The organism is Paenibacillus shunpengii, assembly GCF_042684905.1.
Classification (GTDB): Bacteria; Bacillota; Bacilli; order Paenibacillales; family Paenibacillaceae; genus Paenibacillus; species Paenibacillus shunpengii.
The window spans coordinates 50,590-64,546 of the sequence record NZ_JBHUMJ010000013.1 but is presented as its reverse complement, the minus strand read 5'-3'; the positions used below and the strand labels follow the sequence as shown (position 1 = coordinate 64,546).

General features: G+C 43.9%; 18 protein-coding genes. 2 read left to right on the top strand and 16 right to left on the bottom strand.

All coding sequences use genetic code 11. From position 1 onward, the window contains the following. Positions 1–573: 573 nt before the first annotated feature. Positions 574–801, bottom strand: coding sequence for a hypothetical protein (locus ACFSVM_RS25455; RefSeq protein WP_047914054.1), 228 nt, complete (start codon positions 799–801; stop codon positions 574–576). A gap of 99 nt (positions 802–900) precedes the next feature. Beyond that, on the bottom strand, positions 901–1,512 hold the full coding sequence (locus ACFSVM_RS25450) for a stage II sporulation protein M (RefSeq protein ID WP_379265306.1): 612 nt from the start codon (positions 1,510–1,512) through the stop codon (positions 901–903). A 138-nt stretch (positions 1,513–1,650) separates the two neighbouring features. On the opposite strand from ACFSVM_RS25450, the gene pdaB reads away from it, so the two are divergent. Then, positions 1,651–2,442 (top strand): polysaccharide deacetylase family sporulation protein PdaB, encoded by a 792-nt coding sequence (gene pdaB, locus ACFSVM_RS25445; protein ID WP_047914056.1) that lies wholly within the window; start codon positions 1,651–1,653, stop codon positions 2,440–2,442. A gap of 107 nt (positions 2,443–2,549) precedes the next feature. Here the strand turns inward: pdaB and ACFSVM_RS25440 are convergent, their stop codons facing one another. Further along, a complete protein-coding gene (locus ACFSVM_RS25440) occupies positions 2,550–3,203 on the bottom strand; it encodes a KinB-signaling pathway activation protein (protein ID WP_047914057.1) in 654 nt (217 codons plus the stop codon). A 126-nt stretch (positions 3,204–3,329) separates the two neighbouring features. Here ACFSVM_RS25440 and gerD point away from each other — a divergent pair, with 126 nt between their 5' ends. Continuing rightward, positions 3,330–4,124, top strand: a complete 795-nt coding sequence (gene gerD, locus ACFSVM_RS25435) for a spore germination lipoprotein GerD (RefSeq protein ID WP_047914058.1) — start codon at positions 3,330–3,332, stop codon at positions 4,122–4,124. 109 nt (positions 4,125–4,233) lie between these two features. Here gerD and ACFSVM_RS25430 read toward each other — a convergent pair whose 3' ends face one another. The 13 genes from ACFSVM_RS25430 to rpmJ all read right to left on the bottom strand — a co-directional run bounded on the left by ACFSVM_RS25430 (position 4,234) and on the right by rpmJ (position 13,898). Continuing rightward, positions 4,234–5,358 (bottom strand): Mrp/NBP35 family ATP-binding protein, encoded by a 1,125-nt coding sequence (locus tag ACFSVM_RS25430; RefSeq protein ID WP_379265302.1) that lies wholly within the window; start codon positions 5,356–5,358, stop codon positions 4,234–4,236. 85 nt (positions 5,359–5,443) lie between these two features. Continuing rightward, a complete protein-coding gene (cwlD, locus tag ACFSVM_RS25425; RefSeq protein WP_047914060.1) occupies positions 5,444–6,199 on the bottom strand; it encodes an N-acetylmuramoyl-L-alanine amidase CwlD in 756 nt (251 codons plus the stop codon). An 88-nt stretch (positions 6,200–6,287) separates the two neighbouring features. Continuing rightward, positions 6,288–7,460: a sulfate adenylyltransferase gene (gene sat / locus ACFSVM_RS25420; protein ID WP_076315715.1), complete on the bottom strand. Its 1,173-nt coding sequence runs from the start codon at positions 7,458–7,460 to the stop codon at positions 6,288–6,290. An 81-nt stretch (positions 7,461–7,541) separates the two neighbouring features. Continuing rightward, positions 7,542–8,234 (bottom strand): phosphoadenylyl-sulfate reductase, encoded by a 693-nt coding sequence (locus ACFSVM_RS25415; protein WP_047914062.1) that lies wholly within the window; start codon positions 8,232–8,234, stop codon positions 7,542–7,544. 331 nt (positions 8,235–8,565) lie between these two features. Then, a complete protein-coding gene (locus ACFSVM_RS25410; RefSeq protein WP_379265298.1) occupies positions 8,566–9,234 on the bottom strand; it encodes an S-layer homology domain-containing protein in 669 nt (222 codons plus the stop codon). A gap of 237 nt (positions 9,235–9,471) precedes the next feature. Further along, positions 9,472–9,867: a 30S ribosomal protein S9 gene (gene rpsI / locus ACFSVM_RS25405; protein ID WP_047914064.1), complete on the bottom strand. Its 396-nt coding sequence runs from the start codon at positions 9,865–9,867 to the stop codon at positions 9,472–9,474. Positions 9,868–9,886: 19 nt separating this feature from the next. Continuing rightward, on the bottom strand, positions 9,887–10,324 hold the full coding sequence (gene rplM, locus ACFSVM_RS25400; protein ID WP_076315714.1) for a 50S ribosomal protein L13: 438 nt from the start codon (positions 10,322–10,324) through the stop codon (positions 9,887–9,889). A gap of 208 nt (positions 10,325–10,532) precedes the next feature. Then, positions 10,533–11,309: a tRNA pseudouridine(38-40) synthase TruA gene (gene truA / locus ACFSVM_RS25395; RefSeq protein ID WP_076315713.1), complete on the bottom strand. Its 777-nt coding sequence runs from the start codon at positions 11,307–11,309 to the stop codon at positions 10,533–10,535. Between the two features lie 192 nt (positions 11,310–11,501). Next, positions 11,502–11,867 carry a 50S ribosomal protein L17 gene (gene rplQ, locus ACFSVM_RS25390; RefSeq protein ID WP_047914067.1) on the bottom strand — a complete coding sequence of 122 codons (366 nt, stop codon included), beginning with the start codon at positions 11,865–11,867 and terminating at the stop codon, positions 11,502–11,504. Positions 11,868–11,900: 33 nt separating this feature from the next. Beyond that, a complete protein-coding gene (locus ACFSVM_RS25385; protein ID WP_076315712.1) occupies positions 11,901–12,845 on the bottom strand; it encodes a DNA-directed RNA polymerase subunit alpha in 945 nt (314 codons plus the stop codon). 134 nt (positions 12,846–12,979) lie between these two features. Further along, the gene (gene rpsK / locus ACFSVM_RS25380) at positions 12,980–13,375 is read right to left on the bottom strand and encodes a 30S ribosomal protein S11 (RefSeq protein ID WP_076315711.1); all 396 of its coding nucleotides are present in this window, start codon (positions 13,373–13,375) and stop codon (positions 12,980–12,982) included. Between the two features lie 19 nt (positions 13,376–13,394). Beyond that, positions 13,395–13,763: a 30S ribosomal protein S13 gene (rpsM, locus tag ACFSVM_RS25375; protein WP_076315710.1), complete on the bottom strand. Its 369-nt coding sequence runs from the start codon at positions 13,761–13,763 to the stop codon at positions 13,395–13,397. 21 nt (positions 13,764–13,784) lie between these two features. Continuing rightward, positions 13,785–13,898, bottom strand: coding sequence for a 50S ribosomal protein L36 (gene rpmJ, locus ACFSVM_RS25370; protein WP_003333770.1), 114 nt, complete (start codon positions 13,896–13,898; stop codon positions 13,785–13,787). Positions 13,899–13,957: the final 59 nt, after the last annotated feature.

The following is a 13,957-nucleotide window of genomic DNA, read 5'->3' as shown; positions in this document are numbered from 1 at the left end:
AGGATCAAACTCTCCAATAAGGATTTATCGAGCTGAACACCCTTCGAATCGCTTCGAGAAAATATCCAACCTTCAAAATATTGAAAGAGCGATTAAGCTCATTTAGAAAAACTGACGAGAACGTAATGTCCTCTTTATTTTGCTCGGTTATCATACCGTCTGACGACTTGTACCATAACCTCGCGTTTAGAATTTTGCAGTTGCAAAATTCTGCTCACTCGTTGTTCAGTTTTCAAAGATCAAATCTTTCATTTTCTCGCCGTCGCTCAATTTCAGCGGCGACTTTTATAATGTATCACATCCGATTCAGTAATGCAAGACTTTTTTTGAAGAAGTTTTTTACCATCTCGCTTCGTCTCTATTGCAGAGACAACTTACTAAAAAGGAACGAGTTATAATTTATCATATTATAACGCAATAGGTCAACTGTTTTATAAAAAAAATTTAACGATACTATTCCGAATTCATATAACAATTTGTTAACTTCTACTGAACACAAAATACATATTAAAAAGTTCACGCAAAATAATAAACCTCCCTATTACTAGAGAGGTTCTATATCAGTTTATTCGTTTACTTGATCTGTGGAAACCGCCCGTTCCGCGCATATTTGGATAACTCCTTCGCTGGTGCAAAACGTGCGTACATTCGGAAAACTGTCTTATAACGGTTTGCAATGGCGTAACGGATGTCATGATCTAATCTTGAATCACCAAGATCCAATAACATCTCATCAAGTTCTTTTCTTAGGACGTAATCGAGTTCTTTACATTCTTTTTCATTAAACAGCATTCCGAGCATCGAACTTCTCCTTCATCTACTTTATTTGTCTGACTAACAAGATGTTTTATTGTTATGCTCAAGTTTTGGGAAATTTATGAATCATAGCCGAAAAATTTTTTACTGTACCAAGAAGTATGTCAATGTGCTCTCTATAATAGCAGCAATAAACAAAAGTATTACAATCCATAAGGATGCGGTCGCCGTCTGTCTCATATATGCACCTAGTCTAATGGATCTCGTGCTTGTTTCCATACCGATTTCACCCAGCGCCTTATATATCATTACACCGAGCTTCAGTCCAAAGGCACAAGCAATAATAATGACTGGAATTTCGATAATGCCATGTGGCAGCAAACCTTTTACTACGACCTCGTAATAGCTAATTCCCTGCTGCCATGCTGCATGCAACAAGAAGCCTAGCACTCCGCCATTTATGATTAAGAAGATTACGGGGATAATTCCGCCGAGTGCTCCTGCAAAGATGACAAGCACACCTTTTATGGCATTATTGAAAAAAATAAACGTGAAAAAGCTCCACTGGACATTCTCACTTTGCCGCAGCTCGTTGCTGATCTCGCTAAGTCCACTGATTTGCTGAAGCATGATATCCTGCAGAACTCCTGTACTCATCCAACCGAGCACTCCACCACCTATAAAGATCAGTGTTGCTACGAGTATGTATCGAGATATTGATCGAGCATCCATTAAAAAGGTTTGAAAACGAAACATCTTCTTATTACCCTCTTCCTTAGAAATTAAACCAACCCATTTAGCTATCAGATCTTTGATAGTACGTACTAGTCATATGTACAAGGTACGAGCATACACATAAAAGTAAACGAGCCTGCTAATGGGAGGAGCAATGACATGAACTCATATTTCTATGTATTAAACGGGAGAAAAATCAAAAGGTTCCTCATCGTGTTCGCCGCTGCAATCTTTACACTCGGGATCATCTATATTGAAACAGAGGATATTTCCGTGTTCTCCGAAGGCGGAGCTCCTGCAGCTGTATACAGTGTACCTACGGAGAAGAAAGTGATCGCTCTTACATTTGATATCAGCTGGGGTGACAAGCGAACAGAACCTATTCTCAAAGTACTGGAGGAGCAAAATGTCCAGAGGGCTACCTTCTTCCTATCCTCTCCCTGGAGTAAAACCCATCCTGAGATCGTAGCTTCCATAAAGGACGCAGGTTATGAAATTGGAAGCCATGGTCACAAGCATGTCAATTACAGCAGTCTGACTGATGAAGAAATTCGCAAGCAGATTTCAACAGCACATAGTATTTTAACCGAAGTATCCGGAAAAGAACCGAGCTTAATTCGTTTGCCAAACGGTGATTTTGATAAACGAGTCCTTCGTATCGCTGATACTTTGAATTATCAAGTGGTTCAGTGGGACACCGATTCCCTGGATTGGAAGAACCCTGGCGTCGACCAAATCGTAGATCGTGTTGTAAGTAAAGCTCATCCTGGAGATATTGTACTCCTGCATGCCAGTGATTCTGTTAAACAAACCCATGAAGCCCTTCCTCAAATTATCGAGCAGCTACGTCAAAAAGGATATGAGTTCGTTACTGTATCCGAATTGATCAATCAATCTAATGTTAAAGGTGCCGAAGTACGCGATCAAGCGATGAACGATACACAGCTTTAACACTGCTGCTCTATTTTTGCAATAATTTGCTCGACCTAGTGATCGGCAGATGAACACTTGAATATAAAATAAAAGAGCTAACCCCGGTTAGCTCTTTGGCATTTTTTTCAATTTACAGACGTATTCATGCTTGATGTCTTCCCTCCGACCGGCTTACTGTCTGCCGTATGATTGCTTGATGCGTCACTTGACGCTGGTGCAATGCGGTGCAGCATTAGAATTTGATATGTATTGCAGGCCAGAAGTGGAATAACGGTAAAGGCAGTAGCTGAATGATCCCCTATGCTAAGCACTCCGATTGTCTCAACAATTGTCAATGCAATCATGAAAAATAATGTCGGTATAAGGGCATGATTATTGGTAGCTCTCACTTTAAAATAAGCGGTTACAACAGCGGTCAATAGAATAATGATGCCGAGGATAAGGTCCGATGCTCCATTTCCTTCGTTCATGAATATCCGGAAAAACATTAATTCGAGCAAGGCAAGGGCTGTTAAGGCAAGCTGAATATAAGTCCATGTTTTTTGAGAAAAGGTGCCTCGTCCCATATAGTTCAAGATCAAATAAGCAAAAAAACCAAGCTGTGAGTACAAGCTGATCATCATGCCCGAGCCGAACAGAATAACCAGATACAAAAGATAATCCGCTGTTCCTGAGGATACATAATCACCGGTCGTAAGAATAAAGCCTGTAATCAGTGAAGCAATTCCCCCGACACATAAGGTTCGCCAAAATAAATAAAACCATTTCCTTAAATTCAAACCTTTTCCACCTCCGAGTCTTTATTTTACCAACCTTCTCAATAAAAAACCATGGCTTATCGGACATAATTATCGTGTATTCCCCTCATACTACAATCAGTATCTTAAAAAGGGGCTGTGAGGCGCGTGAAATGGCATAATTTACGTTACTTGTGTTTGGTAGGCGGTATGGCCACCCTTTTATCCGGATGCGGGTCTGATCAAAGCTCTGGATCCCAAGGCGGCAGTTATAAAGAAATGAAGACGATGGTCGTTGATATTTTGAAAAGCGATGAAGGTAAAAAAGCAATGGAGGAAGCCCTTCTTGGTCAAAGCAGTACAGGAAGCGGCGGCGGTGAGGGCGGTTCGGAAGAAGAATCAGGATCCGGAGGCGGATCGGGTTCAGGATCAGGCGGAGGCTCTGCTTCAGGAAGCTTTGGTATTCGAATGCTTACTTCAGGCGGATCAAGTGAGGATATTCGTCTTGCGGTCAAAGACACCCTCTCCTCCCCTGAGTACAAGAAGGAATTTGAAGAGATCATGAAGGACCCGAAATTTGCAGGAGAATTTGCCAAGGTGGTTAACGCCCAGAGCAAGCAAATTCACATGGAGCTTATTAAGGACCCTACGTACCAAAAGTCGATGGAGGATATGCTGAAATCTCCTGAAATGCAAAAAATGATGCTGGAGCTCACTCAAAGTGCTGATTATCGCAAACAGACGATGAGTGTCATGCAGGAAGCTATGCAGAATCCACTCTTCCGTATGGAAGTTATGGAGCTGCTGCAGGCCGTTGTCAAAGAGGAGCTGCAGCCTAAACAAAGTGAAGGCGCTGGCGGAGCTCAAGGCGAAGGTGGCGGCGGCGAAGGCGGCGGCGGTGGTGAAGGCGGGAATGAAAGCGGCGGCGAAGGCGGAGAAAGCGGATCTGGTGGCAGCAGTTAACCCTATTTGAGTCTCAACCTAATAAAAAAAGCCAAGCCAATCATGGCATTAGCTCGTCCATAAGACGGCCTATGACATCAGTGCGGCTTGGTTTTTTTATTCAATATTTCTATTCAACAGTTGTCTTATCAATAATCGCTGCTGCAACATCATTATACATTTGTCCGATCTCTGTATGATCCTTATAAACCGATGGAGAGAAATCAGGCTCAGAAATGTGATTATCCGGATTACCGAGTGGAATTTGGGCGAGCAATTCCGTATGCAGGCTTTCGGCTAACCGCCCCCCGCCGCCTCTTCCGAACACATAATCTTTCTCTCCACAGGATCCGCATTGATAATAAGCCATATTTTCGATTACGCCCAGAATCTCATGCTGCGTCTGTATCGCCATCGCTCCAGCTCGCGCCGCAACAAAGGCTGCTGTAGCATGGGGTGTCGTTACAATAATCTCTTTGCTTTGCGGTATCATTTGATGTACATCCAGTGCAATGTCTCCTGTACCTGGAGGCAAATCAAGGATCATATAATCAAGACTCCCCCAATTCACATCACTGAAGAACTGTCTCAGCATTTTCCCCAGCATCGGCCCTCTCCAGACAACTGGACTGTTCTCTTGAACGAAAAAGCCCATAGACATCACTTTGACACCGAAACGCTCCACAGGCTGAATTGCTCCATCCACCACTGCAGGCCCCTCTTCAATCCCCATCATGTCGGGAACGCTGAAGCCGTAAATATCCGCGTCAATGATTCCTACTCTCTTCCCCTGCCTCGCGAGGGCAGCAGCCAGGTTTACGGAAACCGTCGATTTGCCGACCCCGCCTTTGCCGCTTGCAATGGCGATAAACTGAACTCCTGACGCAGGATCTAGGAGATCGTTATTCTCCATCCCTGCAGCGTGTCCTTTGACCAGCACTTCTTCATCAGTTGGTTCTGCTGCTTCTGTATTGCTCTTCTTGCTATCCCCTAACGCGCCTTCTCGCTCCAAGTCAGAAGCATTGCGAAGCCGCACATGAACTTCATTCACTCCTGCCTGACGCAGTACAGAGGCTACCTGATCTTTAAGCGTTCTGCGAACGTTTTCATCTTCAGTCAAACAAATCATGGTCAAATGGATTCGATCCTCTTTAACCATGATATCGCGAATAAAGTTCAGATCTGCATACAGAAGTCCGCTCACAGGCTCCTGAATGCCAGATAATAATTCCAGCACTTGGTCTCTTGATAACATGATGATAGCACCTCAGCTTTATCTATTGGCATGTATTCCTTTTATACAAGTACAGATCTATTATAACACTCTGAGGTGCATTATTTTAGTTTTTCATTTTTTCCCCTGAGGCATATCTCAAAATTCCTTTGTAGACAGATGCTGCTACCTTACGCTGATACTCATCCTCTGCCAGTAGTCTGGATTCTTCGGGATGTGACAGAAAGCCCACCTCAACAAGCACAGACGGCATTTTTAATGCTTGAAGCATATATACGGTGTTAACAGTTTTTGCGATTCGATCTGTATTCTCTAGGTTTCGTCTAATCTCGTCCTGAATGAGTGCAGCAAAGTTTGGATTATCTTCATGATTCGGGTAATAGAATACCTGTGCTCCGCTCCAGCGATTAGAAGGGATGCTGTTCATGTGAATGCTAATAAACATATCCACCTGCTTATCCTCAATCATTCTTACACGCTGTTTCAGATCCTCTGTTTTTCGTTTGGAATATCCCTTGGTATCTTCAGGAGCGAGGTCGACATCTGTTTCTCTGGTCATGACCACAGTAGCACCTGCTTGCTGCAAATAGTCCCGTAAATACAAGGCTACAGCTAAATTGATATCTTTCTCAATAACCCCTTGCTTGCTCACGGCTCCCCCGTCTGGACCTCCGTGCCCTGCATCCAGAGCAATGACCTTCCCTGACAACGGCAGGCTCCAATAATTCCACGTTTTAGATGCCGGTACCTCATATATAGCGATACAGACAAATAGAGCCAGCAGAAGAGCTCCCAGCAGGACTCTCTTCATGGTTCGAACATGAATCCACACCAAGAGCTTATTCGAACGTTTTTTTCGCATAAAAAAGCCACCTCCGATCCAAACTGACCATAATGATCTATATGGGACGAGGTGGACAAATATTCATTTATATAAGGACAAACCTAAATTATGTGGTTACCTGCTGCTCCGTCATACCCTCAATCAGCACTTCCGCTACTTCCGGGCGCGTAAATTCCGGCGGCGGGCATTGTCCCTCTCTCAGGAGCCCTCTTACTTTCGTACCCGACAATGTTAAATGGTCCTCTTTGCCATGCGGGCAAGTCTTGCTGGAGGCCATATTTCCGCATTTCGTACAGAAGAAGCTGTGTTCGAAGAATAGCGGAGTAATCCCAAGCTCCTCAGCTGTAAAATTAGTGAAGATCTCCTGGGCCTCATAGGTACCATAATAATCGCCTACCCCTGCATGATCACGGCCAACGATAAAATGAGTACAGCCATAGTTCTTGCGGACCATCGCATGGAAGATCGCTTCCCTCGGACCTGCATAACGCATCGCTGCCGGAAATACACCCAGGAAAGTCCGATTCGCCGGATAGTAATTCTCGAGCAGAACCAGATAACTCTTCATACGGACATCCGCCGGCACATCATCTGACTTCGTCTCACCAACAAGTGGATTAAGGAACAGAGCATCCACAATCTCCATCGCACTCTTCTGAATATATTCATGTGCACGGTGAACAGGATTACGTGTTTGAAACCCTACCACTGTCTTCCATCCTTTGGCTTCAAACTGTTCACGTGTCTCTGCCGGATCATAATAAAATTCTTCGAACTTCGCTGGCTGCTTACGATTCAACACTTGAATCGAACCGCCTACGTAAGTTGTATGGCGTTCAAACAGCTTTTTCACACCAGGATGTTCTTTATCATTTGTTTTATAGACTTTTACTGCTTCAACCTCATGATCTGCCTTATACACACTTTCCACAGTCAGCGTCCCATAGATCACACTATCTTCCTGACCTACTAGAGCAATGACCTCACCGATTTCAAACGATGCTGCATACTCGGGATTTACATCAAGTGTAATCGGAATGCTCCACACCGTACCATTTGCAAGTCGCATGTTATGAACTACAGACTGATAATCCTCTTCATTTAAAAACCCGGTCAACGGAGAAAATGCACCCACACCAATCAAATCCAAATCCGATATGGTCCAATTGGTAATGGGCAGCTGTCTTAGCTCCTTAGCTTGCTTGAGCTGTTCTTCTCGCTCTGCACCTGTTACAATCCGATTTACTAGTGTTCCACCATGAGGCAATATCGCAGCCATGAACCCATCTCCTTATGAGCGATTGTCTATAACGATGATTTGAAGTTACGCAAGCTATTTAAATTTAATAAATTGAATCGCTTATTTGTGCAATCCACACTCCGTTTTATCATTACCTGACCAGCGTCCTGCTCGGGGATCTTCTCCCGGCATTACCTGTCTAGTGCAATATTCGCATCCTATACTTGGGTAATTTTGATCATGGAGCGGATTATAGATCAGATTGTTCTCCCGAATATAGTTCCATACATCCTCGTTCGTCCAGCCCGCAATCGGATTGAATTTCATTAGGCCAAATTTCGTATCGTACTCTACTTTCTTTGCATTTGCGCGAGTAGGTGCCTGGTCACGACGAATTCCGGTAATCCATGCATCATATTGAGATAGGATACGTGTCAAAGGCTCTACCTTTCTAATGTTGCAGCATGCATTCGGATCAGACTTCCACAGCTCTGCACCATGCTCCTGCGCTTGCTCTTCGGGTGTAATCTTTGGTGATACTCTGACAAAATCAATATGATAACGAGCTACAAGACGATCCCGTGTCTCATATGTTTCTTTAAAATGAAAATCTGTATCTAGATAAAATATGTCTGATTTAGGACTGATTTTTTGAAGCATATCAACCAAGACAACATCTTCGGCACCAAAACTGCAAGCAAATGTGATGTTCGGAAATGTCTCAACAGCAAAACGAATAATATCCTCCGGCGTTGCATCCTCGAGCTCGATCGCTTTAACTCTAGCCAATTCTTCTTTTTCTAACAAATTCATTTGTACTTGCCTCCCATATGTGTACTACCTTACATTAAAACCTACAATTTAGATATGAATTACAATTAAGTATAAATCTTACCAGGAGAAAGTCAATGCTAAATCCAACTTTTTTACTAAGAATTTAAGGTTTTTTTGAAACTTTATTTGTTTTTGATAAAAAGTATGCAAAAAAAGCCTGTTCTTCGTTAGTAAAGTGACCATTCAGAAGTAGACACGGGCAGCTCCGAAGAATACCCAATGCATTATCTGTTTAGTTTAACTTTAAAGAAGAACAAGCCTTTTACAATTTCTAAGGTAAAACGATGAAGATTCGTGTTTCACTGTACATTTAGTGCCTATAAGGATGCTTGCTCAAAAACTCCAGTGCATGGAAGAGCATAACCGAAGCCTCTGCCCGTGTAATCTCCGCTCTCGGAGAAAAGTTAAGCTTATCATCCAGCTCTGTAATATCCCAAACTAATGAGCGCTGAATGGCGCCTTGGTAAGCAGGTGTGATGTCATCTGCATCTGAGATTTCCTCAGGCTTGATATTGATCAGCGGCAAACCGGCGTATTTCTCGATCATATCTATGAGTAATGCCGTATATTGCTCCTTGGTTATTGAGGATGATGGTGTCAGCTCCGCAGGAACCGAAAGGCCATTGTCATTAAAGTCTATGAATGCATCTGCATACCAGCCTTCAAGCCATACCTCACTATACATTTCAACTGTCTCGCCTTCCAACTTAAGCTCTTCCTTCTTGTCGCTAGAAATCGACTTAAGACCTCCTGCAATCAATTGTACAGCCTCAGCAGTCGATAAGGAGGACTCAGGCTTAAATTCCCCGTTCCCTATCCCTCTGACGATACTTCTTTCCTGTAAGGAACGGATCTCCGCTTCCCCATATGTACCTTGAATATCCGTGAAGCCGACATTTGCATACGTTAAGCCACTAGCTAATGTAATAGCTAAAGAAACCGCCATGAACCCAATCACATTTTTATTCAATCGTCGCATCGTTATAACCTGCCTTCTAATTAAATTAAGTTGTTATAAGAAGAGGATTCCTTCTTGTACTCTAAACGATGACGTCCTTCAGAAGGTTGCAGCAATGGCATAGGATGGGATTGAGGAAGTTGTTCTAATGCGCTACTAAAGAATATGAGTGCAGACACTTTAGAGGATAGGCGAAGTAAAATAAAAAACCTCCGACCTGATGGCCAGAGGCTGTAATCTTGAAAGTCCAAGATAATATTAACGTTTCGAGAACTGTGGTGCACGACGAGCGGCTTTGAGACCGTATTTTTTACGTTCTTTCATACGTGGGTCACGAGTCAGGAAGCCTGCTTTTTTCAGACCTGGACGGTATTCTGGGTCAGCTTTCAGAAGTGCACGGGAGATACCGTGACGGATAGCGCCTGCTTGACCAGTGATACCACCACCATGAGCGATTACGAGAACATCGTAGTTACCCAAAGTTTCAGTCAGTTCAAGTGGTTGTTTAACGATCAGTTTGAGTGTTTCCAAACCGCCGAAATAATCGTTGATGTCGCGTTTGTTAATGACAATGCGTCCTTCACCCGGTACAAGGCGAACACGTGCTACCGAATGTTTACGACGACCTGTCCCATAGTATTGTACTTGTGCCATGAAACTGTCCTCCTTTTAATTATCCGCGAAGTTCGTAAACTTCAGGTTTTTGTGCTGCATGTGGATGTTCAGCGCCAGCGTATGCTTTCAATCTAAGTTTCATTTGGTTACCCATACGAGTCTTAGGAAGCATGCCGTGTACAGCGAGTTCGATCATACGTTCAGGCTTGTTCTTAACCATTTCTTTAGCAGGAGTGACTTTCAGTCCACCTGGGTGCATAGAGTGACGGTAGTAGTTTTTGTTCTCCATTTTCTTACCAGTAAGAACAATTTTCTCTGCATTGATAACAACAACGAAATCGCCAGTGTCAACATGTGGAGTGAATTGTGGCTTGTGTTTACCGCGAATCAAAGCCGCAGCTTCGCTTGCCAAACGGCCGAGCGTTTTGCCTTCAGCATCGATGATGTGCCAATTACGCTCAACTTCATTAGGCTTCGCCATATAAGTGGTACGCATGAAAAGATCCTCCTTCAAATGTTCGCGTTCATAATACGCATAAATGTTAGTCTTTTATATTCGTTAAATTTAACTGTTTGTTTATGATGGATTGGTGTTACATTTGGTTGTTCACTTAATTGGGGCTGTGGGAAAGCCATTAAGAAAACACAACTTATATATTACACGATTGCAGCCCAGTTCGCAAGGCATTTATCCGAGGTTTTTTTTAGAAATCCTCATACTCCACATTCCACAGCATCAGCCCTTTGCTAACTGCTGTAGGACCTGCTGCAGACCGATCCTCTGCCTCCAAGATCATTTTCATATCTTGTGGCTTACGCTTCCCTTCTCCGACCTCCAGCAACGTGCCGACAATAATACGAACCATATGCTGCAAGAAGCCGTTTCCCGTAATAAACAGATGTATAACACCTTGATCTCTCGGGTGACCTTTCCGGCTCATGGAAGTATCGACCTTCAGCTCTGCCTCATACAGTGTCCTGATATGAGATTGCTTGGTGGAGTGCCGAGAGGCGAAAGAGGTAAAGTCATGAGTCCCAAGCAAGTATGGGAGACTCTCCCGCATCGCTTGGATATCCAGCTTACCTGGATGATGCAGCTGCGTCCGTCTATTAAATAGATCGAGAAACTGATTGGCATTAATGGTGTAACGATAGGTTTTTCTCTTGGCAGAACGTCTGGAATGGAACTCAAGCGGAACTTCGTAAGCATCGGTGAGTATGATGTCCTCAGGCAGTCTGCCATTCAGCGCCATACACCAGCGATCAATCGGAATCATGGATTCAGTATGAAAATGAAAAACCTGTCCAATAGCATGCACTCCAGCGTCAGTACGACCTGATGCATGTATTTTGACCACTTCACCTGTCAGTGATTTAATCGCTTCTTCAATTCGATCCTGAATGGTGTTGCCGATCGGCTGGGTTTGGAAACCGAAATAATCCGTACCATCATAATTCACTTTCATACATATGTTCCGCATCGAATTCACACCTTTATCCCATACTAAGCACACAGCCTTCTAAGTCCTAACATGCAGCTTCCAATCCTCATCACAATGAAAAAGAGCTCCTATCGGAGCTCCTCCCCAAACCGTTGCTTCAATGAGGCAAGGAAAAAAAGGGCATGTTCAGAATGTAAATCCTGTCACCCTTCCCTCACTTTATGCCACTATTTACGCACGGTCTACCAGTTCCAAGTAAACCATAGGCGCAGCGTCACCGCGACGAGGTCCTAGTTTCATGATACGAGTGTATCCACCTGGACGCTCAGCATAACGTGGTGCGATTTCGCCAAACAGTTTTTGAATTGCATCCTGTTCACCATCAATCGTCTCACGACGTACATAAGCAGCCACTTGACGACGTGCATGAAGATCCCCTTGCTTCGCTTTGGTGATCAGCTTTTCAGCGATAGAACGAACTTCTTTCGCTTTTGCTTCAGTCGTTTGAATACGCTCGTACAAGAACAGATCCGTTACGAGGTCACGGAACAATGCTTTACGAGCACTGGAGTTACGACCCAACTTTTGGTATGCCATGTTTTCCCCTCCTTCACTTCAAACAATCGCTTGCTATTCTTCTGTACGAAGACCCAAACCTAGCTCTTCGAGCTTCTCTTGCACTTCTTCCAAAGATTTGCGACCAAGGTTACGTACCTTCATCATGTCTTCTTCAGTTTTCGTGGTCAATTCCTGAACCGTGTTAATACCCGCACGCTTCAAGCAGTTATAGGATCGAACAGATAGATCGAGCTCTTCGATCGTCATTTCGAGTACTTTTTCTTTTTTGTCTTCTTCTTTTTCAACCATGATCTCTGCATCTTTAGCTTCGTCAGTCAAACCAACGAACAAGAACAGGTGCTCGGTTAAAATTTTGGCGCCAAGGCTAACTGCTTCTTCTGGACGAATGCTTCCATCAGTCCAAATTTCAAGCGTCAGCTTGTCGTAGTTCGTTACTTGACCAACACGCGTATTCTCAACACCATAGTTGACACGTGCAATCGGGGTATAGATGGAATCCACAGGGATGACGCCGATCGGTTGGTCATCGCGTTTATTCCGATCCGCTTGGACGTAGCCACGACCGCGATTGGCAAAAATACGCATGTGTAGTCTCGAACCTGGACCAAGAGTTGCGATATGAAGATCCGGGTTAAGGATTTCCACATCACTATCCGCACGAATATCTCCGGCTGTTACAGCCCCTTCACCTTCAGCATCAATCTCAAGAACTTTCTCTTCATCCGAATGAATTTTCAAAGACAAAGCTTTCAGGTTCAAAATGATTTCCGTTACGTCTTCCATTACGCCAGGAACTGTAGCAAATTCGTGCAACACGCCATCGATTTGTACCGATGTTACTGCTGCACCTGGAAGCGAAGAAAGCAAGATACGGCGAAGCGAGTTGCCCAGCGTCGTACCATATCCACGTTCCAACGGTTCCACCACAAATTTGCCATAAGTGCCATCATCATTGACGTCTACCGTCTCAATTTTCGGCTTTTCGATTTCTATCACTGCAATACCCCTCCTTCAAAACGTCCTGTCCTATATGAAACATTTACCTTATCTAGTGTAGCCATGTAGTATGCCTAAACAACCATTATTAACAGATTGTGCCGGATTATACCACACTAAGGGGGCAAATCTCATTAGACACGACGACGTTTTGGAGGACGGCATCCGTTATGTGGCACAGGAGTTACGTCTTTGATCAGGTTAACTTCCAGACCTGCAGCTTGCAAAGAGCGGATAGCTGCTTCGCGGCCAGCACCTGGTCCTTTAACCATAACTTCAACTGTTTTCATGCCGTGTTCCATTGCTGCTTTAGCTGCAGTTTCTGCTGCCATTTGAGCTGCGAACGGAGTCGACTTACGGGAACCTCTAAATCCAAGACCGCCGGAGCTTGCCCAGGAAATAGCGTTACCGTGTGGATCCGTAATGGTAACAATTGTGTTGTTGAACGTGGAACGGATGTGTGCCACGCCAGACTCAATATTTTTACGGTCACGACGTTTAGTACGTACGACTTTTTTCGGTTTAGCCATTGTAGATTATCCTCCCTTCTTATTTCTTTTTGTTTGCTACTGTACGACGAGGACCTTTACGCGTACGAGCATTTGTTTTAGTACGTTGTCCACGAACAGGAAGGCCACGACGGTGACGAACACCGCGGTAACATCCGATCTCAGTCAAACGTTTAATATTTAAAGAAATTTCTCGACGAAGGTCACCTTCTACCTTAACCGTTTTGTCGATACCATCACGTAATTTGCTCACTTCATCTTCCGTCAGATCACGGACACGAGTATTTGGACTAATGCCTGTTTCGCTCAGAATTTTCTGGGAAGTCGTTTTACCGATTCCGAAAATGTAAGTCAAGGCGATCTCAACGCGTTTGTCACGTGGCAAATCCACACCAGCTATACGAGCCATTTTACGCTACACCCCCTTCTATTAACCTTGTTTTTGTTTGTGTTTCGGATTTTCGCAGATGACCATTACATTACCTTTGCGGCGAATGACTTTGCATTTCTCGCAGATAGGTTTTACAGAAGGTCTTACCTTCATGTTGATTACCTCCTCAAAGTTTTACGATGAGTAAAACTGACTTCGAAAGCATTTCACAG

Coding starts and splice junctions, on each gene's coding strand:
- ACFSVM_RS25455 (WP_047914054.1), bottom strand. CDS start 801: ATGCTCGGAATGCTGTTTAATGAAAAAGAATGTAAAGAACTCGATTAC.
- ACFSVM_RS25450 (WP_379265306.1), bottom strand. CDS start 1,512: ATGTTTCGTTTTCAAACCTTTTTAATGGATGCTCGATCAATATCTCGA.
- pdaB (WP_047914056.1), top strand. CDS start 1,651: ATGAACTCATATTTCTATGTATTAAACGGGAGAAAAATCAAAAGGTTC.
- ACFSVM_RS25430 (WP_379265302.1), bottom strand. CDS start 5,358: ATGTTATCAAGAGACCAAGTGCTGGAATTATTATCTGGCATTCAGGAG.
- cwlD (WP_047914060.1), bottom strand. CDS start 6,199: ATGCGAAAAAAACGTTCGAATAAGCTCTTGGTGTGGATTCATGTTCGA.
- sat (WP_076315715.1), bottom strand. CDS start 7,460: ATGGCTGCGATATTGCCTCATGGTGGAACACTAGTAAATCGGATTGTA.
- ACFSVM_RS25415 (WP_047914062.1), bottom strand. CDS start 8,234: ATGAATTTGTTAGAAAAAGAAGAATTGGCTAGAGTTAAAGCGATCGAG.
- ACFSVM_RS25410 (WP_379265298.1), bottom strand. CDS start 9,234: ATGCGACGATTGAATAAAAATGTGATTGGGTTCATGGCGGTTTCTTTA.
- rpsI (WP_047914064.1), bottom strand. CDS start 9,867: ATGGCACAAGTACAATACTATGGGACAGGTCGTCGTAAACATTCGGTA.
- rplM (WP_076315714.1), bottom strand. CDS start 10,324: ATGCGTACCACTTATATGGCGAAGCCTAATGAAGTTGAGCGTAATTGG.
- truA (WP_076315713.1), bottom strand. CDS start 11,309: ATGCGGAACATATGTATGAAAGTGAATTATGATGGTACGGATTATTTC.
- rplQ (WP_047914067.1), bottom strand. CDS start 11,867: ATGGCATACCAAAAGTTGGGTCGTAACTCCAGTGCTCGTAAAGCATTG.
- rpsK (WP_076315711.1), bottom strand. CDS start 13,375: ATGGCTAAACCGAAAAAAGTCGTACGTACTAAACGTCGTGACCGTAAA.
- rpsM (WP_076315710.1), bottom strand. CDS start 13,763: ATGGCTCGTATAGCTGGTGTGGATTTGCCACGTGACAAACGCGTTGAG.
- rpmJ (WP_003333770.1), bottom strand. CDS start 13,898: ATGAAGGTAAGACCTTCTGTAAAACCTATCTGCGAGAAATGCAAAGTC.